This window comes from Mangrovimonas sp. sgz306409 (assembly GCF_059735265.1).
Map to the genome: position 1 here is coordinate 156333 of NZ_JCAPEU010000005.1, position 26668 is coordinate 183000.

At 40.7% G+C, this 26668-nt stretch carries 28 protein-coding genes and 1 tRNA gene; 10 read left to right on the forward strand and 19 right to left on the reverse strand.

All coding sequences use genetic code 11. The features are described 5' to 3' along the window. Window positions 1-32 precede the first annotated feature (32 nt). Window positions 33-452, forward strand: coding sequence for a nucleoside-diphosphate kinase (locus AC6I5C_RS10285; RefSeq protein ID WP_053975561.1), 420 nt, complete (start codon window positions 33-35; stop codon window positions 450-452). Window positions 453-521: 69 nt separating this feature from the next. Here the strand turns inward: AC6I5C_RS10285 and AC6I5C_RS10290 are convergent, their stop codons facing one another. The 3 genes from AC6I5C_RS10290 to recF form a co-directional block, all read right to left on the reverse strand. Further along, the gene (locus AC6I5C_RS10290) at window positions 522-818 is read right to left on the reverse strand and encodes a DciA family protein (protein WP_053975560.1); all 297 of its coding nucleotides are present in this window, start codon (window positions 816-818) and stop codon (window positions 522-524) included. Beyond that, on the reverse strand, window positions 818-1243 hold the full coding sequence (locus AC6I5C_RS10295) for a lipocalin family protein (RefSeq protein ID WP_497905083.1): 426 nt from the start codon (window positions 1241-1243) through the stop codon (window positions 818-820). The genes AC6I5C_RS10290 and AC6I5C_RS10295 overlap by 1 nt, the downstream gene beginning before the upstream one ends. Window positions 1244-1327: 84 nt before the next feature. Further along, entirely contained in the window at window positions 1328-2407 is a 1080-nt protein-coding gene (recF, locus tag AC6I5C_RS10300; protein WP_497905084.1) for a DNA replication/repair protein RecF, read from the reverse strand. A gap of 131 nt (window positions 2408-2538) precedes the next feature. Between recF and AC6I5C_RS10305 the strand changes: the two genes are divergently transcribed. The 7 genes from AC6I5C_RS10305 (at window position 2539) to AC6I5C_RS10335 (ending at window position 9041) form a co-directional block, all read left to right on the forward strand. Further along, window positions 2539-3309, forward strand: coding sequence for a tetratricopeptide repeat protein (locus AC6I5C_RS10305; protein ID WP_053977015.1), 771 nt, complete (start codon window positions 2539-2541; stop codon window positions 3307-3309). A gap of 1 nt (window position 3310) precedes the next feature. Then, window positions 3311-3790: a 6,7-dimethyl-8-ribityllumazine synthase gene (ribH, locus tag AC6I5C_RS10310; RefSeq protein ID WP_497905085.1), complete on the forward strand. Its 480-nt coding sequence runs from the start codon at window positions 3311-3313 to the stop codon at window positions 3788-3790. Between the two features lie 352 nt (window positions 3791-4142). Beyond that, window positions 4143-4430, forward strand: a complete 288-nt coding sequence (locus tag AC6I5C_RS10315; RefSeq protein WP_497905086.1) for a riboflavin synthase subunit beta — start codon at window positions 4143-4145, stop codon at window positions 4428-4430. Next, complete coding sequence (gene mutL / locus AC6I5C_RS10320) at window positions 4430-6322, forward strand: DNA mismatch repair endonuclease MutL (RefSeq protein WP_497905087.1); 1893 nt, start codon at window positions 4430-4432, stop codon at window positions 6320-6322. Before AC6I5C_RS10315 ends, mutL begins: the two co-directional genes overlap by 1 nt. 3 nt (window positions 6323-6325) lie before the next feature. Continuing rightward, window positions 6326-7147: a rhomboid family intramembrane serine protease gene (locus tag AC6I5C_RS10325; protein ID WP_497905088.1), complete on the forward strand. Its 822-nt coding sequence runs from the start codon at window positions 6326-6328 to the stop codon at window positions 7145-7147. A 1-nt stretch (window position 7148) separates the two neighbouring features. After that, window positions 7149-8012 (forward strand): rhomboid family intramembrane serine protease, encoded by an 864-nt coding sequence (locus AC6I5C_RS10330; RefSeq protein WP_497905089.1) that lies wholly within the window; start codon window positions 7149-7151, stop codon window positions 8010-8012. A 6-nt stretch (window positions 8013-8018) separates the two neighbouring features. Next, a complete protein-coding gene (locus AC6I5C_RS10335) occupies window positions 8019-9041 on the forward strand; it encodes an endonuclease/exonuclease/phosphatase family protein (protein WP_497905090.1) in 1023 nt (340 codons plus the stop codon). On the opposite strand, the gene AC6I5C_RS10340 is transcribed toward AC6I5C_RS10335, so the two are convergent. The 14 genes from AC6I5C_RS10340 to AC6I5C_RS10405 all read right to left on the reverse strand — a co-directional run bounded on the left by AC6I5C_RS10340 (window position 9024) and on the right by AC6I5C_RS10405 (window position 20898). Next, window positions 9024-9338, reverse strand: a complete 315-nt coding sequence (locus tag AC6I5C_RS10340) for a DUF6122 family protein (RefSeq protein ID WP_497905091.1) — start codon at window positions 9336-9338, stop codon at window positions 9024-9026. The genes AC6I5C_RS10335 and AC6I5C_RS10340 overlap by 18 nt on opposite strands. Continuing rightward, window positions 9338-9958, reverse strand: a complete 621-nt coding sequence (locus AC6I5C_RS10345) for a WbqC family protein (protein ID WP_497905092.1) — start codon at window positions 9956-9958, stop codon at window positions 9338-9340. Before AC6I5C_RS10345 ends, AC6I5C_RS10340 begins: the two co-directional genes overlap by 1 nt. Window positions 9959-9993: 35 nt before the next feature. Beyond that, complete coding sequence (gene lepB / locus AC6I5C_RS10350; protein ID WP_497905093.1) at window positions 9994-11529, reverse strand: signal peptidase I; 1536 nt, start codon at window positions 11527-11529, stop codon at window positions 9994-9996. 56 nt (window positions 11530-11585) lie between these two features. After that, window positions 11586-12290, reverse strand: a complete 705-nt coding sequence (dapB, locus tag AC6I5C_RS10355; RefSeq protein WP_497905094.1) for a 4-hydroxy-tetrahydrodipicolinate reductase — start codon at window positions 12288-12290, stop codon at window positions 11586-11588. 3 nt (window positions 12291-12293) lie between these two features. After that, window positions 12294-12908 carry a DUF5683 domain-containing protein gene (locus tag AC6I5C_RS10360; RefSeq protein ID WP_076664388.1) on the reverse strand — a complete coding sequence of 205 codons (615 nt, stop codon included), beginning with the start codon at window positions 12906-12908 and terminating at the stop codon, window positions 12294-12296. Next, window positions 12898-13809 (reverse strand): ParB/RepB/Spo0J family partition protein, encoded by a 912-nt coding sequence (locus AC6I5C_RS10365; protein WP_497905095.1) that lies wholly within the window; start codon window positions 13807-13809, stop codon window positions 12898-12900. The genes AC6I5C_RS10360 and AC6I5C_RS10365 overlap by 11 nt, the downstream gene beginning before the upstream one ends. Then, complete coding sequence (locus tag AC6I5C_RS10370; protein WP_053975545.1) at window positions 13809-14573, reverse strand: ParA family protein; 765 nt, start codon at window positions 14571-14573, stop codon at window positions 13809-13811. The genes AC6I5C_RS10365 and AC6I5C_RS10370 overlap by 1 nt, the downstream gene beginning before the upstream one ends. 146 nt (window positions 14574-14719) lie before the next feature. Then, window positions 14720-16846, reverse strand: coding sequence for a methylmalonyl-CoA mutase (scpA, locus tag AC6I5C_RS10375; protein WP_497905096.1), 2127 nt, complete (start codon window positions 16844-16846; stop codon window positions 14720-14722). Further along, window positions 16846-17478, reverse strand: a complete 633-nt coding sequence (locus tag AC6I5C_RS10380) for a hypothetical protein (RefSeq protein ID WP_497905097.1) — start codon at window positions 17476-17478, stop codon at window positions 16846-16848. Before AC6I5C_RS10380 ends, scpA begins: the two co-directional genes overlap by 1 nt. 2 nt (window positions 17479-17480) lie before the next feature. Then, window positions 17481-18140: a hypothetical protein gene (locus AC6I5C_RS10385; protein WP_497905098.1), complete on the reverse strand. Its 660-nt coding sequence runs from the start codon at window positions 18138-18140 to the stop codon at window positions 17481-17483. Window positions 18141-18157: 17 nt separating this feature from the next. Beyond that, window positions 18158-19510 carry a methylmalonyl-CoA mutase subunit beta gene (locus AC6I5C_RS10390; RefSeq protein WP_497905099.1) on the reverse strand — a complete coding sequence of 451 codons (1353 nt, stop codon included), beginning with the start codon at window positions 19508-19510 and terminating at the stop codon, window positions 18158-18160. Then, entirely contained in the window at window positions 19503-19781 is a 279-nt protein-coding gene (locus AC6I5C_RS10395; protein WP_497905100.1) for an FtsB family cell division protein, read from the reverse strand. The genes AC6I5C_RS10390 and AC6I5C_RS10395 overlap by 8 nt, the downstream gene beginning before the upstream one ends. A 50-nt stretch (window positions 19782-19831) precedes the next feature. Then, complete coding sequence (udk, locus tag AC6I5C_RS10400; protein ID WP_497905101.1) at window positions 19832-20437, reverse strand: uridine kinase; 606 nt, start codon at window positions 20435-20437, stop codon at window positions 19832-19834. 47 nt (window positions 20438-20484) lie between these two features. Then, the gene (locus tag AC6I5C_RS10405; protein ID WP_082331895.1) at window positions 20485-20898 is read right to left on the reverse strand and encodes a c-type cytochrome; all 414 of its coding nucleotides are present in this window, start codon (window positions 20896-20898) and stop codon (window positions 20485-20487) included. Between the two features lie 602 nt (window positions 20899-21500). Between AC6I5C_RS10405 and AC6I5C_RS10410 the strand changes: the two genes are divergently transcribed. Both AC6I5C_RS10410 and AC6I5C_RS10415 read left to right on the forward strand, forming a co-directional pair. Then, window positions 21501-21575: transfer RNA gene (locus AC6I5C_RS10410), tRNA-Pro, on the forward strand. A gap of 234 nt (window positions 21576-21809) precedes the next feature. Further along, window positions 21810-22583, forward strand: coding sequence for a hypothetical protein (locus AC6I5C_RS10415; RefSeq protein WP_497905102.1), 774 nt, complete (start codon window positions 21810-21812; stop codon window positions 22581-22583). Between the two features lie 90 nt (window positions 22584-22673). Here AC6I5C_RS10415 and AC6I5C_RS10420 read toward each other — a convergent pair whose 3' ends face one another. Further along, a complete protein-coding gene (locus AC6I5C_RS10420) occupies window positions 22674-24908 on the reverse strand; it encodes a TonB-dependent receptor plug domain-containing protein (RefSeq protein ID WP_497905103.1) in 2235 nt (744 codons plus the stop codon). Between the two features lie 340 nt (window positions 24909-25248). After that, window positions 25249-26649, reverse strand: coding sequence for a vanadium-dependent haloperoxidase (locus tag AC6I5C_RS10425; protein WP_497905104.1), 1401 nt, complete (start codon window positions 26647-26649; stop codon window positions 25249-25251). Window positions 26650-26668: the final 19 nt, after the last annotated feature.

Consider the following 26668-nt stretch of genomic DNA (forward strand, 5'->3'; position numbering starts at 1 on the left):
AATGTAAAATCTGAATAATTTAATATAATAAAATGGCAACAAATAGAACATTTACAATGCTTAAGCCAGATTCTGTTGAAAAAGGGAATATTGGTGCGATTTTGGAGAAAATTACAGCTTCTGGATTTAGAATTGTAGCAATGAAATTAACTCAAATGACTGCTGCAGATGCTGAGGCTTTCTACGCAATCCACAAAGAAAGACCTTTCTTTGGAGAGTTGGTAGAATATATGACTCGTGGTCCTATTGTAGCGGCTATCTTGGAAAAAGAAAATGCTGTTGAGGATTTTAGAACTTTGATTGGAGCTACTAATCCTGCTGAAGCTGCTGAGGGAACTATCCGTCAAATGTATGCTGAGTCTATTGGGGAGAATGCTGTTCACGGAAGTGATAGCGATGAAAATGCTGCCATTGAAGGTGCATTCCACTTTGCTGGAAGAGAAATGTTTTAAGGTACATTTACCATAAACAGAAAAACGCAACGATACCGTTGCGTTTTTTGTTTTTATAGGGTTTTGCTTTTAACGTAGTACAAGGGTTTTGATGACTTCCTTGCCTAAGGATTCGTTGAGCATGCTGATAATTTTTTCCTTGCCGTAGCTCAATTCTTCTCGAAGTACACTAGAGCTCAGTTGCACATACAAAGTGTCTCGCTCCAATTGAATGGCCGTGGTATAGTTATTCACGCCATTTCCCATCATTTTTGCCCAGGCATCCCTTACATCTATTTTGTCTAGTCCACCTTGCAGGTTATTGGTATCTACAAATTCCTTGAGTACCTCACTGATGCTTAAATATTCACTGTGCCGTTTTGCCATTAATCGATGCGTTCTAAGGGTTCATAACGACTGTAAAGGTACAAATCTTTCTGCGCATTGAGGATTAAAAGTTTGTCCTCGGTAGCCTTCAGCACGGTTTCCTTCCAGTTGGAAAAAGGAGTGGTATACTCCAAAATCAAACTGTCATGCTGTATGATAGCCTTGATATTTTCAGCATCACCAGAAGTTTTAAATGTGCCTTCCAAAGTAGGTGTCAATTTTTTTCTGAACCCAATCAAACTATCATTAAGTTCTATAAAATCTATGGTATTGCTGAAGGTGTATTCCCGTTTGGAGCCATCGGCCAAAGTGACTTCCTTGATTTCCCAGTAACCATTGAGATATTGCAGGGATGTTTCTGGATTTTTTCCACAATGAAATAGTGTGAAACAGGCTAAAACTGTAAAGAAAAGTTTGAATTTCATCTGTTATAAACTTTGAATTCCAAAGGTCTGCCATCCTATGGGAAAATACAAGGATTGTCTTTTCTTTTTAAGATGAAAGAAGATTTACAGTTTAAAAATCTTGTAAGATTGGTGGATTTGCTTGATGATGTTTTCGGTACGGTCAGCATGGGTATCGCTTAAAAACAATTGCCCAAAATGTTCGTGGTCCACCAAACTGATAATCTGGGCTACGCGATGTTCGTCCAGCTTGTCAAAAATATCATCCAAAAGTAGGATGGGAGTAACGCCGCTTTGCTGTTTTATAAAGTCGAATTGTGCCAATTTCAAGGCAATTAAAAAGGACTTTTGCTGACCTTGACTTCCAAATTTCTTGATGGGGTAATCCTCTATTTCAAAGTTAAGGTCGTCCTTATGGATGCCTCTACTAGTGTATTGCAACGCCTTGTCTTTGTTCAGATTTTGGGCAAAAAGCTCTAATAGGTTGTGCTCGAAAAGGTCGCTTTTGTAACTGAGGTTCACGGTTTCCATGCTATTGCTTATGGCTTCATAGCGCGATTTAAAAATAGGAATGAAAGTTTTTAAAAATTCATCACGGGTTTTAAAAATAGCGGTGCCGTACTGGTGCAATTGTTCGTTGTACACTTCCAAGGTTTGGGCATTGAACGTGTTGTTCAGGGCGAAAAATTTCAATAAGGCATTTCGTTGTGAAAGCACCTTGTTATAATTGATGAGGTTGTTTAAATATACCTTATCGCTTTGCGAAATAACACTGTCAATAAACTTGCGTCGTGTTTCGCTGCCTTCCAAAATCAAGTCTCTATCGGCGGGAGAAATGATCACCAATGGAATAAAGCCAATGTGGTCACTAAATTTATCGTAAACCTTGGCATTGCGTTTAATGACTTTTTTCTGGCCTTTTTTAAGGGATACGATGATTTTTTCGGAGCGCTCTTCACGGTCAAAAACACCATCTATTACAAAAAAGTCTTCACCATGTTTAATGTTCTGGGAGGCAATAGGGTTGAAGTAGCTTTTTCCAAAGGATAAATGGTAAATAGCATCCAAAACATTGGTTTTTCCAATGCCATTGGCCCCAACAAAACAATTGATTTTGGCATCAAACGTAAAGGATTGGCTTTCAAAATTCTTGTAGTTGATTAATGAAAGAGACTTTAAAATCATAAAATGAGAATGTAAGATGTGTTTTTGCTCCAGTTCTGCAAAAGGCGGTGCAAATTATTAAAAATAACAAAAAAATTGCCTTTTATTTATCAATAAAAATTTTATTTTTGCGGCGCATTAATACAGAATATATGGCAACTTACAAGAAAAGAGGATATAAACCAAAGACTAAAGTAGAACCACAGGAAGAAGAGATTGTAGACGAGCACTCAACTACAGCTGAGGTGTTTAACACCTTAGATGAGTCCGCATCAAAAACTGAAGAATGGGCCGAAAAGAACCAAAAGACCATTTTGGTTGCAGTAGGAGCCGTAGCGGTTTTTATTTTGGGATATTTGGGGTATAACAAATTTATTGCCGAGCCAAAAGCTGAAGAAGCTATGAACGACATGTTCACTGCACAGCAGTATTTTGATCAAGCGGTAAACGGTACTGAAAAAGATTCTCTTTACACCTTGGCCTTGGAAGGTTCTGGAGGAAAGTTTGGAATGGTGGATATTGCTGACAAGTACAGCGGGACTCCAGCAGGAAACTTAGCCAATTATTATGCAGGTATGGCGTATTTAAACCTTAAGGATTACAAAAATGCCATTGAATATCTACAAAACTTTTCAAGTAGTGATATCATGTTGGCTCCTTTGGCAAAAGGAGGTATTGGTGATGCTTTTGTGCAATTGGATCAATTGGATGATGCTCTAGGGTACTATGAGCAGGCTATTAATGCTTCAGCTAACGAATTTACTACACCATTGTATTTGTTTAAGGCGGCAACTCTTGCTAACAAGTTGGGAGATGCTAACAAAGCCTTGACTTATTTTAAGCGTATCAAAAATGAATTTCCAGACTCTACGGAAGCTACAAATATTGATGTTTTCATAGGTAGAGCGGAAGCAGCTCTATAATATGGCAACAACAAATTTATCTCAATACGATAAAAACACAATCCCAAACGCGAAGGACTTTCGGTTTGGGATTGTTGTTTCAGAATGGAACGATAACATCACCGAAGGACTGGCTCAAGGGGCTTATGACACTTTGGTAGAACACGGGACTCTTCCCGAAAATATACTGCAATGGCGTGTGCCGGGAAGCTACGAGCTTATCTACGGAAGCAAAAAAATGCAGGAACAACAAGTAGATGCCGTAATTGCTATAGGTAGTGTGATCCAAGGAGAAACCAAGCATTTTGATTTTGTATGCGAAGCCGTTTCCCAAGGCATCAAGGATTTGAATGTACAGCATGATATCCCTGTGATCTTTTGTGTGTTGACAGACAATACCATGCAGCAGGCCATAGACCGTTCCGGTGGGAAACACGGAAACAAGGGAGTAGAAGCAGCTGTAGCGGCCATTAAAATGGCTGTACTGCGCCAAAACGCTTAGTACCAATCCAATTCCAACGTCAATTTTTTTAAGTTGGGTGTGTTAACATTTTTTAGCATACCAAGCATGATATTTCCTTGTATTTTAAGTACATTTGAAGTGTAATAGTGACGAAATTTTATAGTGAATTTATTTGGCCAACGTAAAAATAAGCGGTACAGCTATACTCCCAAACATCTAAAAATTGAGGAGAAGGAAGCCAAAGACACTATGGAGTCGCAATGGAAGGAAGTTAGGGATGCTAACCGCCGAAAAAAATCTTTTTTTACCTCGCTTCCTTTTTTGGTCTTATTTTTGATTACTGTTCTAGTACTACTATACATTTTAAGTCGTTACGAATAACAGATAAATTATGGGAATATTTAGCTTAAAAAAGAACAAGAAATTCGAGTATACACCACGATATTATAAAGGTGAAGGAAGTCCTTATGAGCTGAAGCATAAATTTGATGACTACAGGCAGACCGTAGGCAACAACAGAGGTCTGAAAACCAAGGTCAACAATGCTTTGGAAGATTATAAGAACAACCCAGACACCATGGGCGCCAACAAGCGTGTCCTGATTATTGTGGGAATCTTGATTTTGATATTCCTAATTATCATCGATTTCGATTTATCTATATTCTTTTCAAAACCCTAATGGCAGACATCATTCAACTCTTACCTGATCACGTTGCCAATCAAATAGCTGCCGGTGAAGTGGTGCAAAGGCCTGCTTCCGTGGTAAAGGAACTTATGGAAAATGCTATTGATGCCGACGCCAATCAGGTAAAACTCATTATAAAAGAAGCGGGAAAAACGCTCATTCAGGTCATCGACAACGGGAAGGGGATGAGCCCTACCGATGCACGGTTGAGCTTTGAGCGCCATGCTACCTCCAAAATCAGGGCTGCTGAAGATTTGTTCAGTTTGCATACCAAAGGTTTTAGGGGAGAGGCTTTGGCCAGTATTGCAGCCATTGCCCATGTAGAGCTTAAAACCCGTCAACGCGAAGAGGAATTAGGGACCCAAATTACCATTGAAGGCAGTGAGATCACGGCTCAGGAAGTGGTTGTAACTCCTGAGGGAACTTCGGTAGCTGTGAAGCATTTGTTTTTTAATATTCCGGCACGACGTAACTTTTTAAAGTCCAATACGGTTGAGCTTCGTCATATCATCGATGAGTTTCAGCGTGTTGCTTTGGCGCATCCGGATATCGCCTTTATGATGTATCATAACGGTAGCGAAACCTTTAATTTACCTGCTAGTAATTATAGGCAGCGTGTGGTGAATATTTTTGGAGGCAAGACCAACGAAAAATTGGTGCCCGTAAATGAAGTTACCGAAGTTCTAAAGATTTCGGGCTTTGTGGGGAAACCGGAATTTGCCAAGAAGAACCGTAACGAACAGTTCTTTTTTGTAAACGATCGTTTTATCAAGAGTGCCTATCTCAACCATGCCATCAATTCAGCCTTTGAAGGCTTGATAAAAGATGGGGCGCATCCAAGTTATTTCTTGAATTTGGAGGTAGACCCAAAAACCATCGATATCAATATTCATCCAACCAAAACCGAAATTAAATTTGATGACGAGCATACCTTGTATGCCATTATCCGTTCTTCGGTAAAGCACAGTTTGGGGCAGTTCAATATTGCTCCGGTTTTGGATTTCGATTTGGATACCAATTTGGATACGCCTTATGATTATAAAGATAGGAAGGCATCCACACCAACGATAGAAGTGGATAGAAACTTTAATCCGTTTGCGGAGGAGATGAGTACTTCGCGTCAATCTTCTTCTTCTTCTTCTTCTTCTTTTGGGGGAGGAAGCTTTGCAACTACATCGTATAAAAAAGATACAGGAGCTAGTTGGGAGAGTCTTTATGTTGGTTTGGAATCCAAAGGGACTAGAGATGAAGAGGATTTTAGTGAAGTGGAGTTTGAAAGTGAGGAAACCACCGAACCATTGTTTCAAGATCATGAAGTAGGGGCGACACAAAACACGTATCAGGTTCATAACAAATACATCGTAAGCACGATTAAGTCGGGGATGTTAGTAATCGACCAGCACCGTGCCCACCAGCGTATTCTTTATGAAAACCTACTGAAGAGTATGACTGTAAGGGAGGCGGTAAGCCAACAGCTACTTTTTCCTTTGGAATTGCACTTTTCATCAAATGAAATTCCTATTTTAGAGAGTCTTAAGGAAGATTTGGAGTTTACAGGCTTTGTGTTTTCCCAATTCAGTGAGGATCTTGTTGAGATTACTGGTGTTCCCGTAAATGTGCCCGAGAGTGAAGTGTCCATTATTTTGGAGCAGCTCATCAGTGATGTAGAGCAGGAAGTGCCTGATAGTAGTTTTAGTGCCACCGACCTTTTGGCCAAATCCATTGCCAAAAGTTTGGCCATCAAAACAGGACAATCTCTTACTAAGTTAGAACAGGAACATATGGTTAACAGTTTGTTTGCCTGTAAAGAACCTTCTGTGTCACCAACCAATAGACCCACCTTCATTACGATGAGTGTGGATGATTTGGATAAAAAATTTATGTAGACTATGATTAGGATTACCGATACCGTAAAACATCTCATTATTATTAATGTGATCATGTTTATTGGTACCATTGCAATAGGTCATGGCGAATTGTTTTACAAATGGTTTGCCTTATATTTTCCGAAACATGAATTCTTCCAACCTTGGCAGATTATTACCCATATGTTTATGCATGGCAATATAGCGCACATTGCGTTCAATATGTTAGCATTATGGATGTTTGGGAGTGCCGTGGAGCAGCAGTTGGGAAATAAGAAATTTTTATTTCTTTATATATCCTCTGGTTTGGGAGCTGTTTTGCTAACGTTCATTGTTTACTATATTCAAATTTTTCCTGATTTAAAAGAAATTTCCTCTTTAGGTTTGCCTACGGAGATGGTTCAAGAAATTATTAATCTAGATATCGTTAAAGGAAACTATTATAATGGGGATATTTTATATGATAAAATGCAACCTATTTTCACAACATTTAACGAGAATTTTTCACTAGTGGATAAGAATAGTTTTCAGGCATTTTACCATTTAAATGTTAAAACAAACTCTTCCATGGTAGGGGCTTCTGGCTGTATTATGGGGATTTTGGCGGCCTTTGGAATGATGAATCCGGAAGCAAAACTTATGTTGATTTTTCTGCCAATCCCTATAAAAGCTAAATATTTTATCCCAGGAATTATTATTTTGGATTTGATTTCGGCGCTTACCGGTCAGTCGTTCTTTAGTCCTAGTAATACAGCTTATATAGCACATATTGGAGGTGCTTTGACAGGATTCCTTATCATGTGGTATTGGAAGAAAACACAGTTCAATAAAAACAGATGGTATTGATATGACTTCCTTGAGTCAGGACATACAGTATAAGCTCAAGCGATTAAATGCCTTTGAGAAAATTATTGGCATTAATGTCGTGGTGTTCCTTATCTCCTTAATTCTTTTTAAGGCCTACGGAACAAGCTTGCATTGGTTTGAATTGCCTAAGCGCTTTGAGGATTTTATCCATCAGCCTTGGTCTTTGTTTACTTATGGTTTTGTGCACTATGGGTTTTGGCATGTGGCACTCAACATGCTTATTCTGTACTTTATTTCCCAAATGATGCTCAATTTGTTCCGTACCAAAACGGCTTTGAACATCTACTTTTTGGGGATTGTTTCCGGCGGATTGGCCTTTTTGTTGGTCTATAATCTGTTTCCTCAATCCCAGTTAAAAAATGTAGGAACCCTTGTTGGAGCATCTGCAGGAGTTCGCGCCTTAATTATATTTTTAAGTGCCTATATGCCACACAAAGAAGCCCGTTTAATGACTTTTAATATCAAGCTTTGGTATATTGGTGTGGCCATGGTAGTGATCGATGTTCTGGGATTGTTCAGTTTGAATCAAGGAGGCTATGTAGCCCATTTGGGTGGAAGTTTACTGGGATATGTTTATGCACAACAGCTCACCAAAGGCAAGGATATTGGCAAGTGGTTTGAAAATTTTATGGGATGGATTGAGAGTTTCTTTAAGCCTAAGTCGCCTTTAAAAACTGTGCATAGAAGCAAAGCCAAATCTTTTGTGGGCCATAACAAAGAAGAATTCAACGCATTCACTAAACAAAAGCGTATCGATCTTATTTTGGATAAAATTGGCAAGAGTGGCTATGAAAGTTTGACGCAGGAAGAAAAATCATTTTTGTTTAAAGCAGGAAAGGATTAAGACTGTATGAAGCGACTAAAAATCATTGAAAAATTAGTATTCTTCATTAACTCCATTGTAGCAACTATGTTGTTGCTGTCTTATATTTTACCTCACGTATCGCCTGGTAAATTTGCTTTTTTATCTGTGCTTAGTTTAGCGGTTCCGGTACTCATCCTCCTCAATATTCTTTTTGTTATATACTGGTTGTTAAAGGTGAAGAAGCAATTGTTGTTGTCGCTGTTGGTGCTAAGTATTGGTTACACCTATCTGTTTTCGCTTTATAAATTTTCGTCTTCCAAAGATGTGGAAGATGAGGCCAACCTTTCGGTGATGACATATAATGTGCGTTTATTCAATTTGTTTGAATGGATCAAAGACAAAGACGTTAAGAAAGAGATGTTGGGCTTTATCAAAGCACAGGAACCAGATATTATAAGCCTACAGGAATACCGCCCCGATGAAAGTATTCAACTTAAAAATTATCATAAGTTTGAAAAGGTGTCGGGAAATAAAGTAAAGAGTGGACAGGCCATTTTTTCAAAATACCCTATTGTGAATTCCGGTTCTATTGAGTTTCCAAATTCTTCCAACAATGCCATTTATGTGGATATTGTAAAATTGAAAGATACCATTAGAATCTACAATGTGCATTTACAATCCCTGAGGATTGATCCTAATGTGGAAAAGTTGGCCGAGGAATCCTCAGAGAACCTGTTTAAGCGTGTTGGGGGCACTTTTAAGATGCAACAAAGCCAGACAGAACTCTTTTTACGAAACAAGGCGAAATGTCCCTATAAAATGATTATTTGTGGTGATTTCAACAATACGGCCTATTCCTATGTGTATAAGGAAATCAAAGGAGAGCTTCAAGATACTTTTGTAGAAGCCGGAAATGGTTTTGGACGAACGTTTAACTTCAAGTTTTTCCCGGTAAGGATTGATTTTATTTTAGCAGATAAGGATTTTGAGGTGAACAGTTTTAAAACCTTCGATACCGAACTTTCCGATCATTATCCCATCATGACCAAATTAAAGCTGCATCATTAGGCAGTCTACCGAGTCTGCCAAAATGTGAATGAGCAGGCCAATTCCCAAAATTCTACTAGGTTTCCAAAATGAAAGTGCGGTATAAACTGCAATGGCATAATAGGAGTGAAGTGGATGGAAATTGATGCTACAGCGTGTGGGGTCAAACATTGGGGTTGCCAGTATGTGATCTAAATCGATGGCAAAACAGGCCCACATGATGAGTGTTGCCAATAGCCATTTTGGTTTAAAAAAAATAATTGCAACCAACACGGGAAGCACAAAGTGAATCCCGTAATGTATAAAGGTTTGTAGCATTACTTTTGTAGTTTCTGAGCTTCCAGATAGGTAATGGCATTAGGGCCTTCGCAAAATAACAAATCCAAGATGCTCAGGTTGGAAATAAAACCATGTTTGTCGCCAAACACTTGTGTGTAAGCTTCAAAGTCTCTTTGGGGTTCTCCTTTGCTATTCACCAAGCTTCTAAAATCTTCTAGCGGAGTCGGGTCTTTGTGATACTCGCTAGTGGTTTCAAAGTTGATGTCCAATTGCAAGCACTCACAAATAGTTTCAAAACATTTCAAATTGAAGTCTAAAAGATATTCAAAAGGTGTTTTGAACAGAGGCTCCAAATCGGCTTCGTAAAACTCGAAATATGGGGAGGTTCGATAGGCCGATTCCAAAGATTTCCAATGCAGCAATTGCCAATCGGTGTCGTTGGCAATTTTCACATCCTTGTAAAGCTGTCGGTTTTTTTGGGTATGCTTAATAGGAATATTCAAAAGCAACTTACCATTGGCCGCATATATATAGGCGCGGTTACGGTAGGTCTGTTTTTGGTAGTTGTCACACATTTCCAAGGTGACAGTGTCTGCCTGCAATAGTGCTGCAAAATGCGCCACATTGGGAAAATAGGTAGGGTGTATGACAATATCCATAACTACTAAAAAATCTATTAGAAACTAGAGAATGTTTATTCTGCTTTTCGTTTTCTCCATTTGCTGAAGCCAAACCAACCTGCCAATAACACCAAGAACGGAATTAAGTAGGAAGTAGGCTTGCCACTACCTTCAACAGTTGTAAACCAACGCTCCCAACGCGGTTTGCCATTGCCCCAGCTCATCCAGATAAATACAGGTTTCCCAACCACGTGATCAAATGGTACAAAGCCCCAAACACGGGAGTCCTGAGAGTTGTGGCGGTTGTCTCCCATCATCCAGTAATAATCCTTTGCAAAGGTGTAACTGGTAGTAGGTTGTCCATCTACAAGGATTTGGTTTCCATTTACAGACAATTTATGCCCTTCGTAATGGGTAATTAGGTGTTTGTAAAGAGGTAATGTTTCAAGGTTCAAATCGATAGTCGCTCCTTCTTTAGGGATATACAAAGGTCCAAAATTATCGTTGTTCCAGTTGTAGGCAACATTACTCGGGAAAATTCCTGAGGATCTTTCTCCTTTAGGACTTTTTAAAGAAACGATGTCTGCCACATCTGGGTGGTTTTTTAAACGAGCAATTGCTTCATCAGAAGCAGCAGGAATTAAATAAGACCCTTGACTTCTTCCATAAGCCAAACCGTCTGTAATGTCGTAACGATTCAACATCGCTACAATTTCTTGTGGATGGATATTTCTTTTAAAAGAGATTTCATATGAGAATTGCAGCTTGGCACGATCTGGAAGGTCATTTTGCTCTCCGTTGATGTAAACATAGCCATCTCTTAATTCCAAAGAATCCCCTGGAATACCCACGCAACGTTTTACATAGTTGGTTTTTTTGTCGATAGGTTTGTAGTAATACTTATCGGTGTGGTACATGTCCAGCATGGTATCTACAGGCCAATTGAACACCACAATGTCATTGCGCTCGATATCTTCAAAACCAGGAAGTCTTAAATAAGGCAATTCAAATTTTGGGATATACGATTTTATTTTGGCACCTGGAATGGTATCGTGTACCATAGGCGCGGCAATAGTTGTCATTGGGATTCTGGCTCCATAGTTTACCTTACTTACAAACAGGAAATCCCCTACCAAAAGGGTCTTTTCCAAAGAGGAGGTAGGAATGGTAAACGGTTGAATAAAATAGGTGTGCACAATGGTTGCGGCCACAATGGCGAACAGAATCGAACTCACCCAATCCCCAAAAGCAGTGCGTGGATGTAAATCTCTGTTTTCAACATAAGTAACGTCTGCTGCATAATTTAAATAATAGTTGTAAAACCCTAAAGTCGCTACCGCCAAAATGGTATCGGTGGTAGAATTTTTTTTGAAGCTTCTGGCTGTCTCCACCCAAACCACCGGAAACATGATTAGGTTCACAATAGGAACAAATAACAAAATGGTCCACCACCAAGGTCTGTTAATGATTTTCATGAGGATGACAGCATTGTAAACGGGAACAAATGCTTCCCATGCCTGACGTCCTGCTTTAACATAGAGTTTCCAGGTTCCCAAGCCGTGGATTAGTTGTACGGCAAGGAAAAAGATAAACCATTGTGATAATGTCATGTTTTAGAGTTTAGTAAGTTGAAATGTATCGAAAAAGGTAAAGAAGAAAAGTCTCCTTAACCAATGTTTAACACATTTTTCATCGAAAATACACCTTTTTTTCCAACAATCCATTCCGCAGCAATTACAGCACCCAAAGCAAACCCTTGACGGTTGTGTGCGGTGTGCGAAATTTGAATAGAATCGATTTCAGAATCGTAGTTGATTATGTGGGTTCCTGGAACGTCGGCAATGCGTTTCGCTTCAATTTGGATTTGATCCTCTTGTGGCGCTTCCAAAGTCCAATTGTTGTAGGCGGCATTGTTGTCGATAATTCCTTCGGCTAGTGTAATGGCCGTTCCACTAGGGGCATCCAATTTTTGAGTGTGGTGGATTTCCTCCATGCTCACTTGGTATTGCGGTTGTCCTTTCATCAAGTTGGCCAACACACGGTTCAACTCAAAAAAGAGGTTGACACCAAGACTGAAATTAGACGCATAAATAAAGCCGCCTTCATTGGCGTTGCAAAGCTCTACAGCTTTGTCGTAATCTTGAAGCCATCCAGTGGTTCCTGAAATTACGGGCACCCCGTTGCTAAGGCATTTGGAAATATTTTTAAATGCCGAAGAGGGTACACTAAAATCTATGGCTACATCAGCTTCGGTAATATCATAATCATCGGTATCGGCATTGGCTTTAATTACAATAGAGTGTCCACGGTCGATGGCAATGGCTTCGATGGCCTTTCCCATTTTTCCGTATCCCAATAAGGCTATTTTCATGATCTAAAATTTAAAATTGAGGGTAAGTCCCAAATCGGAACTATTATCTTGTTCGTTATATTTAAAGTGAGGTTTCAATGCCAAGTTCTCGTCGATGTTGTATTGCAGTAAATGCGCGTCGACATTGGCATCTATAATGTTAAGGGCATATAGTCCTAAAGTCACCAAGAGTGACACTTCTTTGTTGCTTCGTAAGGTTTTTTGAGCTCTGATCAAACCATCCCTTGAAAGGCGCGGATTCTCCAAAGGATTTCCTTCGGAATCTTCACCCCAAAACTCATCATCCTTAAAACCGGCCAAGCGGCGTTTGTAGGCATCGCGGTAGCGGTCGTACTGCTTACTATTGTCTACATAAAAGTAAATACCGGTTCCCAATGCTGCATAAACAATCGGGATTTTCCAGTATTTCTTGTTGTAGGCCTGTCCCAAACCAGGTAACACAGCAGAATAGAAAGCAGCCTTTGAAGGCGCCAAAATATTCAATGGACGACGTTTTACGCTGTCTTGAACCACCATAAGGTCGGTGTTTACAGCCGTACTGTCCGTTTGAGTTTGAGCGTTACCTGAAAGATGACATAGAATGAAAAAAAGCGTACTATAAAAAAGCTTATTTGACACCTTTAACTAATTTTTGCATACGGTTAAAATCTTCTTCGGAATGGAAGGGGATGGAAATGGTCCCTTTGCCATTCTTGGAAACTTTAACGTTAATTTTGTGTCCAAAGTATTCCGAGAACTCCTTAATTCCATCTTTGATAAAGACAGGTAATTCTTGTTCGCCTGATTTGCTTTTCGGTACTTTAACGGTTTTTTCTTCTTGGTAGGTTTTCACCAAGGCTTCGGTATCGCGTACGGATAATTTATTGGAAATGATTTTTTCGTAAATCTCCAATTGGGCGTCCTGGTCTTCAATATTGATAATGGCACGACCATGTCCCATGGAAATAAAGCCATCACGCATCCCTGTTTGAATGATTGGATCCAATTTTAACAAACGCAGGTAGTTGGCAATAGTAGAACGCTTTTTCCCCACGCGGTCACTCATTTGTTCCTGAGTAAGGTTGATTTCATCAATCAAACGTTGGTAGGACAAAGCGATTTCTATAGGATCCAGATCTTGACGTTGGATGTTTTCCACCAAGGCCATTTCCAAAGACTCTTGGTCGTTGGCAATACGGATGTAGGCCGGAATGGTTTCCAGACCCAATAATTTGGAGGCTCTAAAACGACGCTCTCCAGATACCAATTGGTATTTGTTAAAATCTAATTTTCTAACCGTAATAGGTTGGATGACACCAAGTTCCTTGATGGAGGTGGCCAATTCACGAAGGGCTTCTTCGTTAAAATTGGTACGGGGCTGGAATGGATTGATTTCAATGGAAGTGATATCCAAATCGACAATATTTCCAATAACCTTATCGGCATTTTTATCTTGAACAGAACTTATATCATTAGTGGGGTCCTTAAGAAGTGCGGAAAGTCCTCTTCCTAAGGCCTGCTTTTTTACTACCTTCGCCATTACTCATTCTTTTTAATGATTTCTTTCGCCAAATTTAAATAATTTACGGCGCCTTTACTGGTCACGTCATAGTTGATGATGCTTTCACCATAACTAGGGGCTTCCCCCAAACGTACATTACGTTGGATGATGGTTTCAAACACCATATCGCTAAAGTGTTTTTGAACCTCCTCAACCACTTGGTTAGACAAGCGTAAACGGGCGTCGTACATGGTCAACAACATGCCCTCGATATCCAAATCTTGGTTGTGGATTTTTTGAACACTCTTGATGGTGTTCAACAGTTTGCCCAATCCTTCCAAAGCAAAATATTCACACTGGATAGGAATTACTACGGAGTCCGAAGCAGTTAGGGCGTTCAAGGTCAAAAGGCCCAAAGATGGGGCACAGTCGATCAAGATATAGTCATAAGTTGACTTTAAGTGGCCAATGGCCTTTTTCATCATGTATTCACGTTGGTCCTTATCAACCAATTCAATTTCGATAGCCACCAAGTCGATGTGCGCAGGAATGATGTCTACATTAGGGGACTCGGTTGGCATAATGCATTCCTCTACGGGCAATGTATGCTCCAATAATTGATAGGTTCCAATTTCAATGCTTTCAACATCAATACCAAGGCCTGAGGTTGCATTGGCCTGAGGATCGGCATCGATAAGCAATACTTTTTTTTCTAAAGCACCTAAAGAAGCGGCTAAGTTTACCGAGGTCGTTGTCTTTCCAACGCCTCCTTTTTGATTTGCAATTGCAATGATTTTACCCATTAATTGATTTGGTTTTTGTCTTGGTAAAAATACGATTATTTGCGAGTTTAAAAAACGTTAATTGTTAACAAACGTTAAACGTTTATTTTCAAAGCAGTCTTGGTCTCGCAAGGGTTTATTGGGGCTATATGTGGTGGCGATACTCTTTATTCGTCAATCAAAATTTCTAAAATTTGAATGGCTGCATCGCTAATTTTGGTTCCGGGACCAAATACAGCTACTGCGCCGGCATCAAATAAATATTGGTAATCCTGTTTTGGGATTACCCCGCCAACAATTACTAAAATGTCTTCACGACCATAGGCTTTGAGGGCCTCTACTACCTGTGGTACCAGGGTTTTATGACCGGCGGCCAAAGAGGATACTCCCAACACGTGGACGTCATTTTCAACAGCCTGTTTGGCAGCTTCCTGAGGGGTCTGGAACAATGGACCAATATCCACGTCAAAGCCTATGTCGGCATATCCTGTGGCGACTACTTTGGCCCCACGATCGTGACCGTCCTGACCCATTTTGGCAATCATGATACGCGGTCTGCGACCATCTTGATTGGCGAATGTATCGGCTAATTCTCTTGCTTTTTTAAAGGAATCGTCTTCTTTTATTTCTTTACTGTACACACCTGAAACTGATTTTATTTGCGCTTTGTAACGGCCGAAGACTGTTTCCAAAGCATCACTGATTTCTCCTAAAGTAGCACGTTCGCGGGCCGCTTCTACGGCTAGGGCCAATAGATTTTCGGCACCGCTGTGGGCGGCTTCGGTTAGTTTTGAAAGGGCCTGTTGTACGGCTTCGCTGTTACGCTTGGCCTTTAGGCTATTTAAACGTTCTATCTGTTGGGTTCGTACGGTTTGGTTGTCTACTTCCAAGGTTTGGATGGGCGCTTCGTGCTCCAATCTGTAGTTATTCACCCCAACAATGATATCCTGTCCAGAATCGATGCGGGCCTGTTTACGGGCGGCCGCTTCCTCGATTCTCATTTTTGGGATACCGGCCTCGATAGCTTTGGTCATTCCTCCATGTGCTTCTACTTCTTCAATGAGCGCCCAAGCCTTTTCTGCAATATCGTGGGTAAGTTTTTCTACATAATAACTGCCTCCCCAAGGATCCACAGTTTTGGTAATTTGGGTTTCTTCCTGAAGGTAGATTTGTGTATTTCTTGCAATACGTGCCGAAAAATCCGTTGGGAGTGCAATGGCCTCATCTAAGGCATTGGTATGCAAGGATTGGGTGCCTCCAAACGCTGCTGCAGCTGCTTCTATACAAGTTCGAGCCACATTGTTGAAGGGATCCTGTTCCGTCAAACTCCATCCCGAAGTTTGACAGTGGGTTCGCAATGCCAATGATTTTTCATTTTTAGGATTGAATTGCTTGAGGAGTTTTGCCCAGAGCATTCTGGCCGCCCTCATTTTGGCAATTTCCATAAAGTGGTTCATTCCAATGGCCCAAAAGAAGGAAAGGCGAGGCGCAAAGGTGTCGATGTCCATCCCTGCATCCAATCCTTTACGGATGTATTCCAATCCGTCGGCCAAGGTGTATGCCAATTCAATATCGCAGGTAGCACCGGCTTCCTGCATGTGGTAGCCCGAAATACTGATACTGTTGAATTTTGGCATGTGCTGGCTGGTGTATTCAAAAATATCCGAAATGATCTTCATGGAAGGTGTAGGCGGGTAGATATAGGTATTACGCACCATAAATTCCTTCAGGATGTCATTTTGAATGGTTCCAGAGAGTTGTTCCGGTTTTACGCCTTGTTCTTCGGCCGCCACGATGTAAAAGGCCATGATGGGCAAAACAGCACCGTTCATGGTCATGGAAACGCTCATTTTGTCCAATGGAATATGGTCGAAAAGCACTTTCATGTCCTCTACGGAGTCTATGGCTACTCCTGCTTTTCCAACATCGCCCACCACACGTTCGTGGTCGGAGTCATAGCCTCTGTGGGTTGCCAAATCGAAGGCTACAGAGAGTCCTTTTTGACCGGCGGCCAAATTTCTTCTGTAAAAGGCGTTACTTTCCTGCGCTGTGGAAAAACCGGCATATTGGCGTATGGTCCAAGGGCGTCTTACGTACATGGTACTGTAAGGCCCACGTAAATTGGGCGCGATCCCTGCTACGAAATTTAGGTGGTCCACTTCCTCCAAATCGGCTTTGGAGTAGGTGGTTTTTACCGGAATGTCCTCGGCCGTTTGAAAGGTTTCCTGAACGCTCTTTTCGGGAGCTTCCAAGGTCCTTTTGAGGGTGATATGTTGAAGATTTTTTCTTTGCATTAGAGTATCATTTTTTGAAGGTAGGGATCAAAATCCACTTCAAAAGGAGTGGTTAGATTTATCATTACCGTTTTTTTGTTCCCAGACAGTATATAACTGGCGCTGTAGGCCGTAATTTGCGTCTCCTTATTATCAACGCGATAGACCGCTTTGAATATTTGGGTGCCCGAATTGGAACTGTATTTTGCTGTTATTTTATTGAATTCCAAATCGGAGCCTGCGGTTGTTTGTTCGTAGTTTAGCCTGATCAGCCCCAATAGTTGTTGGGCGTCTCTCTTGTATATAGGGGTAAAGGGCATGGTGTTTATACTGTAAGTAGCGCCATTTCCCTTATCGAAAAATAGATAATGATTGCCTTCCATTTCCCTTAAATACCTGAGCCTTCTAGTTTCAAATTCATAGGCTTCTTTGGTAAGCATAGAATCCAACATCTGGTGGTATTCCACCGCCGAATATTTTACAAATGAGTCCGGCAGAAATACTTTTATGGCGTCGTCATCCAATTGGAAATAGTCGCCATATATTTCACTTCCTTCTATAGGTTCCGCCCAATTGTTGACTTGCTGTGCCACCTGCATACAAGAGGTTAGCGTAAGGAACAAGAGGGATATGGAAAGCAGTTTTTTATACATGATTAGTGGTTGTGTCCTTCGTGGTTGTCTTCCTGTTTAGGAGGTGTTTGGTTGAAATCAACATTAGAGGCTGCTTCCACTTTTGAAAAGTCGATGTTGAGCATTTTTGCATAGTACATGTCCAAAGCCACAAAAAGTGCCAAATATTTGTCTTTGTTTAGCACGGTAGTCTGTTTTCTAATGGCCTCTCCATACATTCTGTAGCTCATGCTGTTTGTGTCCAATAAGGCTTTAAAAGTGGTTTTAAAACCAGACTCGGTCATGTTGGTGCTCACACACTCTACAATTGGGTTGTTGTAGTCTAGGTGGTATTCGGTGCCATCGGTAACCCAAAGCCCCTGTTGTGTTTTTAGGGCTCCCAAAACTTCCTTGGTATGGTCTGAAGCCATGGTTGTATAATCAATTCTTTTGGTTCTCACCGCATTGAAAAACTGGGTGTAGGCCCTATTGCTGTTTTTCTTTTCGTCTCCATAGGTGTCCAAAAGATCGGTTTCAAAAGATTGCAGGGCTTCGTTCAATAGTAAGGAGTCCTTGCTGTTGCAGAGCTTGATCTCGTTGCGGTTGGCATATATTAAAGGAATGTCCGGCGTGCTGGATTCCTGTTTGCAGTTGAACAAGGTAAAACTTAAGATTACTGATAATGTCACTAATTTAAATTTCATAATTTTAAATGATTTGGTTATTCTGATTTGATTCGTTGTTGTTCCAAAGCTTCGGCCAAGCGTCTTTCTACGATTGGCGGGAGAAGTGTCTTTACCGGATTGGTTTTGACAAAGGGGTAAAGTTCCAACTCGTCTTTCATTCTATCCTCTGGGTTGGGGTGTTTGTTGGTTCCTAAAAGTACCAATTCGCCTTTGTTAAAGGCTTCTTGCTCCTTGTTGGCGCTTTCCTTTATTTTACGTTGAATAGTGCCTTCTTTTAACTGTTTCAACAGGCCTCCCTGTTGCTCGATGTCCTTGAACAATTCCAGAGCTTTTTCTGCCAACTGGTCTGTGAGCTGTTCAATATAATAGGCGCCGTCGGCAGGATTGTTCACCTTGTTGAAATAGCTTTCATGCTTGAGTACCAAGAGTTGGTTTCGGGCAATGCGTTCGCCAAATTCGTTGTCTTTGTGGTAAATGGCGTCATAGGCCAAGTTACCCACGGTATCTGCTCCTCCCAAAATGGCTGCCATACACTCAGTAGTGGTGCGCAACATGTTGGTATTGTAATCGTACAGGGTTTTGTTGCGCTTGGTAGGGGTGGCAATGATATGGCAGGTTTCGTCTACATTATATTCTGAAGCTAGAGAGGCCCAAAGCAAACGTAAGGCTCTAAGCTTGGCAATTTCAAAAAAGTAATTGCTGCCCACGGACACCTGGAAGGTGGCCTTAATACTAGGGTTGCTTTCCAAATGGGTTAGGTATTCGTTGGCGTGGGCCAGAGCATAGGCCAGTTCCTGTATATGGTTGGCTCCCGCATTTTGGTATAGCCCCAGGTTGATAGTAATGCTGTTGGTTTCGGCCACAATGGCTTTATAGGCTTCGATATCGCTGTTCAGGTTGCGGTACCAGTTTCCTGTTTTTGCCAAATTTCCTATAATGTCAATATGGATCGCGAAAGACGTATTTCCTAAAAGCGCTTTTAATTCCTTTACAAACTCATCCGAGCAAAACTGCAGGGTGAAATGAAAGGTTGTTTCAGAATTTAGTAATCCTTCCATTAGGGCGTTTAAGTCAACTCCCGAAGAAGGAATGACAAAGGTGATGCTTTCCGCACCACGGTTTAGGACCTCTTTGGCCTTTGTATTCGATTTTGCTTCAGCGGCTACAAAAATGGTCTGGTTGATGGTCCATTTTGAGGCTTGTGTGTTTGGATCTGGAAAGGGCAATTCCATTTCATCCAAATGGTAAAAAGGCCGTACATCGATGCCTTCGTTGGTATTCCAAATAAGGGTGTCGTTATAATCGGCTCCTTTAAGGTCGACCTGTATTTTCTGCTTCCATTGTTTGGAAGAGACCTCCTGAAATTCGTTGAATGCCAATTTAGTCATGGTTCGATTGTGTTTTTAAGCTGTCTTCGTATTCGATAATGTATATCTCCTCGTTCGCTTTTTTCATATAATATTTTTCTCGGGCCAATTTTTCAAGGCCTTCTTCTGTACTCAGGGCCTTGATGGCTTTCTTGTCTTTTGCAATCTCTTTTTTGTAGTACTCTTTTTCATCTTCCAATTCTTCAATATCGGTATTGAGTTCATGGTGGATGAGCCAGGAGTTGGCATCAAAAAACAGCATCCAAACGGCAAAGCCCAACAGGATGAGCACGAAAGGATTTTTAAGGGGCTTAAGGTATTTTATTTTAAAGGTCAACGCGTTTATAAACTTTGGTTGATAATGGATTTTACGATGTCTATGGCCACCGTGTTGTATCTGTTGTTAGGAATAATGATGTCGGCATATTCCTTTGTTGGTTCAATGAACTGTTCGTGCATGGGCTTGAGGGTGTCCTGATAGCGTGACAGGACTTCGTCCAGATCTCTTCCACGTTCTGAGATGTCCCTTTTCAAACGGCGAATCAAGCGCTCGTCACTATCGGCATGCACGTAGATTTTAATGTCGAATAATTTGCGCAGTTCGGGGTGGGTAAGGATCAAAATGCCCTCTACAATCATTACTTTGGTAGGAGCGGTTTTTACGGTTTCGCCCGTGCGGTTGTGCTTGACGAAGGAGTACACGGGTTGCTCGATGGTATTGCCCTCTTTAAGTTCTTTAAGATGGGCTTCCATGAGCTCAAAATCGATGGACCTTGGATGGTCGAAATTGATGGCCGTACGTTCCTCGTAAGTGAGGTGTGAGGTGTCCCTGTAGTAGGAATCCTGCGATATTATACCAATCTCACCATCAGGCGATTGTTCGAGTATCTGGTTCACTACCGTTGTCTTGCCACAGCCGGTTCCTCCTGCAATCCCTATAATTAGCATAATTCCTCTTTTATTAATGAAGCAAATTTAAATATTTACAAGAATAATCAAGGGCGAATTTCCGAAACTTCTTTTTCCGTGACCATTTTATCGTTTTGATTTCCCCATGAATTGGTGATGTAATTCATGACATCGGCTACCTGTTTATCTGACAATCCCAATGGGGCCATCGAGCCCTTGAAGGTATTGCCATTGACCACGATGGTCCCAGAAAGTCCATATTTGATAGCTTTGATGCTCTCTGCTCTTTTGTTCATAAGGTAATCGGCTTTAGCCAAGGGAGGAAATGCTTTTGGGAGGCCTTCTCCGTTGGCCATATGGCAGGTCATGCAAAAGCTTTCATACACCACTTTGCCTTTTTTGATGCTGTCCTGTAACGATGACTTTTGTACCGGTGTATAGTAGTTTGTCCCAGCTCCAAAGGAGAGATATAGCGAAATAAAGAGTGTGTATAGATTCATTATGTTGAGCGTAATAGTTTGACAATTTATAGGCTTATCCAATCTCTAAACCAAAGGGGTTCGATGTTCTTCCAAAGCTACTTTGCTCAGGAGGAAATAAGCGTTGTCAAGGTACTGAAATTTTAAAGTTTGGCCAATAAATTTCCTTTTCAAATGGGATGTTTATGCTAAGTGATAAAAGCATGCACTGGGTGTAGGTTAGATTTATGGGAGCAAAGAGCGTCTTTAGAGTTTTTTGCGTTTGAAGATTTTTTTTGTTGTGATGACAAAAGAGCAATTGGATGCCTATTCATGGTTGTTAGGGAAGTTTATAGTGGCTTTGTTTGTCTTCAATGTTTGGGTAGTCAATGGTTTGTGGATGTTTAATACAGTAAGGCAAAAGAGGATATTTGTCCTAATTTAACTGTTGAAATATTGACTGCTATTAGGGAATTTTACAAGGTTTTTAAATTTCTGAAGAAATGTTGTTGGTTTTTCAATAAAAGCTATATATTTGCACACCCAATTTAAGGGCATTGCGATGTTCTTAATGGATTAGATAACCACTCGGGGTGTAGCCTCTCGACAAGCTCGAGATAAACTACCCAACGAGATCACACTTACGGGGTGTAGCGTAGCCCGGTTATCGCGCCTGCTTTGGGAGCAGGAGGTCGCAGGTTCGAATCCTGCCACCCCGACAAAAAGGCCGAACAGCAATGTTCGGCTTTTTTTGTGCATTGGATTTTAGTCGTTAGATGTTAGTATTGGGTACTTAGATTTAATAATACCTATTCTCATTTTATGCTATATCCATACTATATCCATGCTATAAGCATACTATAACTATACTATATCCTTCCTTTAATTATATATTAATCATGCCTTGTTTATTAGGACTATATTCTGTAAATTACTAAGAGATACAGAGCATTATGGCAAAATCAAGAGGTATTTTAAGTTTGGAGGGGCAGCTGGATGGTCTTTCCTTTTATTTTTTACATGGCAGTCCCGTGGTAAGACGCCCAGGCGGGTTTGATGGGAAGCGCATCAAGACGGACCCCAAGATGGTACGGGTGCGCGAGAATGGCAGTGAATTTGGGCAATGCTCGAAGGTGAACAAGGCTTTTAGACAAGCTTTGCGCCCGTTTTATGAGGGGTACACCTTTAGTCACTTTCATAGTAGATTGTTGGGGTTGTTTACCAAAATTAAAAGTTTGGATACCGTGAGTGCTCGTGGGAAGCGTAGTGTAGCCCAAGGCATGACCATGGCGGAAGGTAAGGGATTGCTGAAGGGGTTTGCCTATACGCCGCATTGCCAACTGAGTACGCAGGTGCCTTTTAGGATGGCTTTTGACTGGGAATTACAGACCTTAACGGTAAGCCAATTTAAGGCCTCGCAGCTGCCTTTTATTACTGGGAGTACGCATGTGCAGTTTAGGTTAGGTGTGCTGGATTTTGATTTTGAGACTTTGGAGCAGCACTTGGAACTGAGTGTGCCCATAACTGTAGACCGAACCTTTGATGCGGATGCTTTTGATTTGACTCCTACGATGATGAACCCTGTTGACCATACTGGGATTGCGGTTTTGGGGATGCAGTATTTTCAGGAGGTGAATGGGGATTTGGTGCCCTTGTTGGGAGAGCAGGCTGTGGGGATGTTGGTGGTGAGTAGTGAGCCCTTCGATAAGCTCAGGGTGACGGCGTAGTGACTTCTCGATATGCTATTTTCTGCTGTAACATCACTCGAAATGACGGGGATTTTGGCGGGAGAGGGACTTAGGAAGGTTAATTCTTAGTTAATCGGCAATTGTTATACTCATCATTGCTAATCTGCCAATAGACGGTGCTCCAACAAATTCAATCTGATAGGTATTAAATATATTGGTTATATTAAAATTGAAGGACACCTTCTTACGCCATTGGTATTTTGCTGAAAAGTCAACAGTAGTAAAGCCTCCTAAGGGCCCATGGTTAAAATTAGTTGGAGGTGTTCGGGTTCCAGATCCTTCTTCACTTCCAACCTGATTGCCACTGTAAAAATCATATTTTTGAACGACTCTGGTTATCATGGAAAGATCTAATCGATTCTTGCAAAGTTTTTCTACGGATAACTGCGCAATACCTCTATGATTGGGTGCATTGATACTTTTTTCTGAAGGCGATATAATGCCATCTTTGTTGGCATCATTCTCTTCAAAATTTGCATTAAGCCAAGAATATTTAAGTGTTAATTTCACCGAAGGTGTAAAATTGTAAGAGGTACCTATATCTAGGCCATACACCTTTGCTTTACCGTAATTAAAAAAGGTTAGAAAATTGGCCCCTTGCAATGTATCGTTACTCACTGTCCCTGCAAAACTCGGGTTATGTGTTACCTCAATTCCATTAACGGACAGGGCTCTGCCTCCAACAGGCAGCGCTGGGGTAATAAAATTTTTACTGGATCCATAATACACATTGGCATCCACCCAAAGTTTTTTAATGGGCTGTCCTTTAAATCCAAACTCCCATGTTTTGACTTCTTCGGGTTTTAAAGGCTGTGTATTCACAATGGCTTCGGAATCATTAATCGAGGAGTTATTGGGAATATATGCCACACCTTTCCCTCCATTTCCCAAAAGATAATTTCGGATACTGGCATATTGATTTTGAATGGACGGTAATGCATAGGCTTTAGCCCAACCTAAGCGGATATTCCCATGAGGAAAGTCTTTTACCAAAGTAATTTTTGGGGCAAACAAATCGTTGAAATTATCATTTTTATCAAAGCGAATAGCACCTATGGCGCGAACATTCGTTATTATTTTTTTTTCAAGTTGTAATACGACTCCAATTTGAAATACTGAGATCTCTCCGGACTCTCCAACCACACTGGTTCCATTATCTGTATTGGGACGTGCATTTTCAAAATCCAATCCACCCACTAAAAACAATCCCACTTTTGGGAAACTGGTATTGTACTGAAAATCGGCGTTAAACCGCCTACTTTTTTCTTTAATGCTGGCACTTTTTAAAGAAAATTCTTCGGCTTCTTCCGGTGGTAGATAGGTGTCACCTGGTTGTGATCTCATCCAAAAGTTCTGGGTATAGCTTGTTATGCTATAGCTCTTTCCTAAACTTCCCCATGTATTGTAAACATTAGCATAAAAATGAGGACTTATTAACCGGGCCTGTACAAAACTATAGGTGAACCTCCTCATTTGGTTTCGTCCACTTGAAACAACTTGTACAAAATCATTGCTGCTTGCGCCACCAGACAGAATAATTTCGGTTTTCGAATTTATGTTATAGAATAACTGTGCTTCTCCCCGTAGATGCTTAAAATCAAAATCAACATGATGCTCAGGAATAGCTTTGGGCGAAGCTGGTACGTAAACACTATCAATAAAATAAAAATCCCGGCCACTAGCGTATTCCCCTGTAACTTTCCAAGCCCAGGTATTGTTGATTTTTTGTGCATGTCTTAACCGCCCGCTAAACTGATACTGATTTCCTGCACTTAAAGACATGGATGTGCCTTGATAAATTCGAGGGTCTTTAGTAATCGTATTGAAGACTCCATTATGCGCATTCGGCCCGAACAACGCTGTTTGTGGACCTAGAATAATTTCCATTTGCTGGATATCATCCTTAACCGTTGTACCGTTATTAAAGATAGGTAAACCGCCACTTAAGGCGGCTGTACTAATGCGGCCATCAACAATTTGAAGTACCTTATTGTTAAACGCACTATTTAATCCTCTTGCATTAAAAGTGGTGCCATCTACCCCATATCTTGTAAACTCTACCCCTTGAACTGTGGCTAATAATTCACCAACATTAGAACCTGAAAAGCGATTGAAATCTTCAGAAGTTAACACCTGTACAGAAGCAGGTGCACGGGTTATTTTTTCGGGACGTAAAAGCGATGTAACCACTACTTCAGATAAGGTATCCATCAGGATTTCTTTATCCTGATCTTCCTTTTGCGCAAAAATGCCCTGTATAAAAAAGAAAAGGGAAAGGCATAAAATAGTTGCATGTTTCATCATACATGACTTTAGTCAAACTTAAATTACTTCAACTACTTAGGGATTCTTTATTATGCAATTTGGGACTATTACTTAATATTCAAATACAAAAATTGTCACTGGAGTGATTAAAAAGCAATAGGGTAAAAAAGAAACCCCAAACTGAATATTTTAATGATTTCAATTAAAATCATATTCCGTTTGGGGTTTATCTCTATCCTTTAATTTAAGGAGTATTAAAATTAATTCTTTTTTGTATACGAAATACATCTTAGGGTAATTTATGTGCGTATAATCAGTGATTTATAGGGTGTTTGTCTCATATGTAAATTAGATTTTTACGATGTACAAGTTTGTTTTATTAGTTAGCTTTAAGAGCATTTTCAAAAACATAATCGCCCAATTCCCGGCCCAAGTCTTCACCTACATCAACAGCCAATCTAAAGTGATAACCAATATAAATTCGTGATAAAGAATTTTCTCTTACAGCGTCTGAAATCGAGGAGAAGGAACGGATTACACCTGGCTTATAGCCACTGTCTTGATGAATTTCATAATTATCCCTGTTATCGAAAAAGCGAATTATTATTTGTCCAGCCGTAGCACCTGAAATGGCGTGTGCAGATGGATATTCGCCTACTGCGGGAGTATTGAGTACTGGCACCCATGACGGATCTGCAGCGGTTGCATCATTTCCATCATTATCAGCTAGACGGATAGCCGATATTGGTCTCCAGAAATAGTAATACATTTTACTATCGAATATAGATATATATGCATCGGCAATCGCTCCATGTACTAAAGCTAGGTATCTTGCCGTTTTCCATGCGTTTTGCGAATTTTCATTATAAGTGTCCCTCACTTGTCTGGCCATAACATTCCAACCTCGATTGGAATTTTCTGCCCAAAACACTCCTAACTCAGATTGGTCTGCCGAACGAACCTGACTGTTTAATGCCCCATAATCTTTAGTTTCATTAAAATCTGCTGCATATTCAGGGGAATCTATGGTATAAGGAGGCTCTGATCTAAACATATCACTTGCTTCCATAAAAAATGGTTGAAGGTTATGATAGAAAGGAAAGCCATATCCCATACCATTTGGAGCTAAAGGATAAGGTTGGTAGCGATATTGTCCTGGTAAGGTGCCTTCCGCAGGTTGATTAGGAGAACCTGGAACTAAATTTTGTAAATCACCGGCCCTTTTATTCATGATGGCCTGTGCTACGGCATGGCCCAACGCGATTCCTCTGTTTTTGGCATCTCCTTCAGGAACCGAATTTAAAGAGGTCTCCAATAATGCATTGATACTTCCTAGATTTTGTGGTAGATAAACCGCAGCAAAAGGAAATTGATTTACTGCCATGAGAACATCATATGCCGCTTGAGATACGGCCGCATCAGGATCGGCATCCTTATCTCTAGGAACGCCAGCATAGGTTTCATACCGAGGCGTTATACAATTAAGGGCATCATGCATGGCCAGATGCACCAATGCCCAAGTATAAGCAGCTGCGGGCGGGGGTGTACTTGGGCCTAATGGAAATGTATAAAGATCTTCCATAGCCTGATTCCAAGCCAAGACTGTACTAGCGGAATGATTTGCCGAAGTATTTTTCAACATCATCGTATTTTCATCATCAATAATCTCTAAATCCTCGTCTTTAGAGCAAGACACATTCAAAACTAACAGAATAGTTAGCAAAGCGCATCCTAATTTAAACTTCCAAGCATTTAAGGTTGCCACCTGTGTTGTTTTCATAATTTTTCATTTTAAGTAT

What these genes read in the sequence shown, in the direction of transcription:
- ribH (WP_497905085.1), top strand. Translation starts at nt 3,311, where the DNA reads ATGGCAACAACAAATTTATCTCAATACGATAAAAACACAATCCCAAAC.
- AC6I5C_RS10305 (WP_053977015.1), top strand. Translation starts at nt 2,539, where the DNA reads ATGGCAACTTACAAGAAAAGAGGATATAAACCAAAGACTAAAGTAGAA.
- AC6I5C_RS10315 (WP_497905086.1), top strand. Translation starts at nt 4,143, where the DNA reads ATGGGAATATTTAGCTTAAAAAAGAACAAGAAATTCGAGTATACACCA.
- AC6I5C_RS10405 (WP_082331895.1), bottom strand. Translation starts at nt 20,898, where the DNA reads ATGAATCTATACACACTCTTTATTTCGCTATATCTCTCCTTTGGAGCT.
- dapB (WP_497905094.1), bottom strand. Translation starts at nt 12,290, where the DNA reads ATGAAAATAGCCTTATTGGGATACGGAAAAATGGGAAAGGCCATCGAA.
- AC6I5C_RS10385 (WP_497905098.1), bottom strand. Translation starts at nt 18,140, where the DNA reads ATGAAATTTAAATTAGTGACATTATCAGTAATCTTAAGTTTTACCTTG.
- AC6I5C_RS10330 (WP_497905089.1), top strand. Translation starts at nt 7,149, where the DNA reads ATGACTTCCTTGAGTCAGGACATACAGTATAAGCTCAAGCGATTAAAT.
- recF (WP_497905084.1), bottom strand. Translation starts at nt 2,407, where the DNA reads ATGATTTTAAAGTCTCTTTCATTAATCAACTACAAGAATTTTGAAAGC.
- AC6I5C_RS10345 (WP_497905092.1), bottom strand. Translation starts at nt 9,958, where the DNA reads ATGGATATTGTCATACACCCTACCTATTTTCCCAATGTGGCGCATTTT.
- AC6I5C_RS10420 (WP_497905103.1), bottom strand. Translation starts at nt 24,908, where the DNA reads ATGATGAAACATGCAACTATTTTATGCCTTTCCCTTTTCTTTTTTATA.
- AC6I5C_RS10425 (WP_497905104.1), bottom strand. Translation starts at nt 26,649, where the DNA reads ATGAAAACAACACAGGTGGCAACCTTAAATGCTTGGAAGTTTAAATTA.
- udk (WP_497905101.1), bottom strand. Translation starts at nt 20,437, where the DNA reads ATGCTAATTATAGGGATTGCAGGAGGAACCGGCTGTGGCAAGACAACG.
- AC6I5C_RS10285 (WP_053975561.1), top strand. Translation starts at nt 33, where the DNA reads ATGGCAACAAATAGAACATTTACAATGCTTAAGCCAGATTCTGTTGAA.
- AC6I5C_RS10415 (WP_497905102.1), top strand. Translation starts at nt 21,810, where the DNA reads ATGGCAAAATCAAGAGGTATTTTAAGTTTGGAGGGGCAGCTGGATGGT.
- lepB (WP_497905093.1), bottom strand. Translation starts at nt 11,529, where the DNA reads ATGACATTATCACAATGGTTTATCTTTTTCCTTGCCGTACAACTAATC.
- AC6I5C_RS10335 (WP_497905090.1), top strand. Translation starts at nt 8,019, where the DNA reads ATGAAGCGACTAAAAATCATTGAAAAATTAGTATTCTTCATTAACTCC.
- AC6I5C_RS10365 (WP_497905095.1), bottom strand. Translation starts at nt 13,809, where the DNA reads ATGGCGAAGGTAGTAAAAAAGCAGGCCTTAGGAAGAGGACTTTCCGCA.
- AC6I5C_RS10290 (WP_053975560.1), bottom strand. Translation starts at nt 818, where the DNA reads ATGGCAAAACGGCACAGTGAATATTTAAGCATCAGTGAGGTACTCAAG.
- AC6I5C_RS10390 (WP_497905099.1), bottom strand. Translation starts at nt 19,510, where the DNA reads ATGACTAAATTGGCATTCAACGAATTTCAGGAGGTCTCTTCCAAACAA.
- AC6I5C_RS10370 (WP_053975545.1), bottom strand. Translation starts at nt 14,573, where the DNA reads ATGGGTAAAATCATTGCAATTGCAAATCAAAAAGGAGGCGTTGGAAAG.
- AC6I5C_RS10325 (WP_497905088.1), top strand. Translation starts at nt 6,326, where the DNA reads ATGATTAGGATTACCGATACCGTAAAACATCTCATTATTATTAATGTG.
- mutL (WP_497905087.1), top strand. Translation starts at nt 4,430, where the DNA reads ATGGCAGACATCATTCAACTCTTACCTGATCACGTTGCCAATCAAATA.
- AC6I5C_RS10340 (WP_497905091.1), bottom strand. Translation starts at nt 9,338, where the DNA reads ATGCTACAAACCTTTATACATTACGGGATTCACTTTGTGCTTCCCGTG.
- scpA (WP_497905096.1), bottom strand. Translation starts at nt 16,846, where the DNA reads ATGCAAAGAAAAAATCTTCAACATATCACCCTCAAAAGGACCTTGGAA.
- AC6I5C_RS10380 (WP_497905097.1), bottom strand. Translation starts at nt 17,478, where the DNA reads ATGTATAAAAAACTGCTTTCCATATCCCTCTTGTTCCTTACGCTAACC.
- AC6I5C_RS10295 (WP_497905083.1), bottom strand. Translation starts at nt 1,243, where the DNA reads ATGAAATTCAAACTTTTCTTTACAGTTTTAGCCTGTTTCACACTATTT.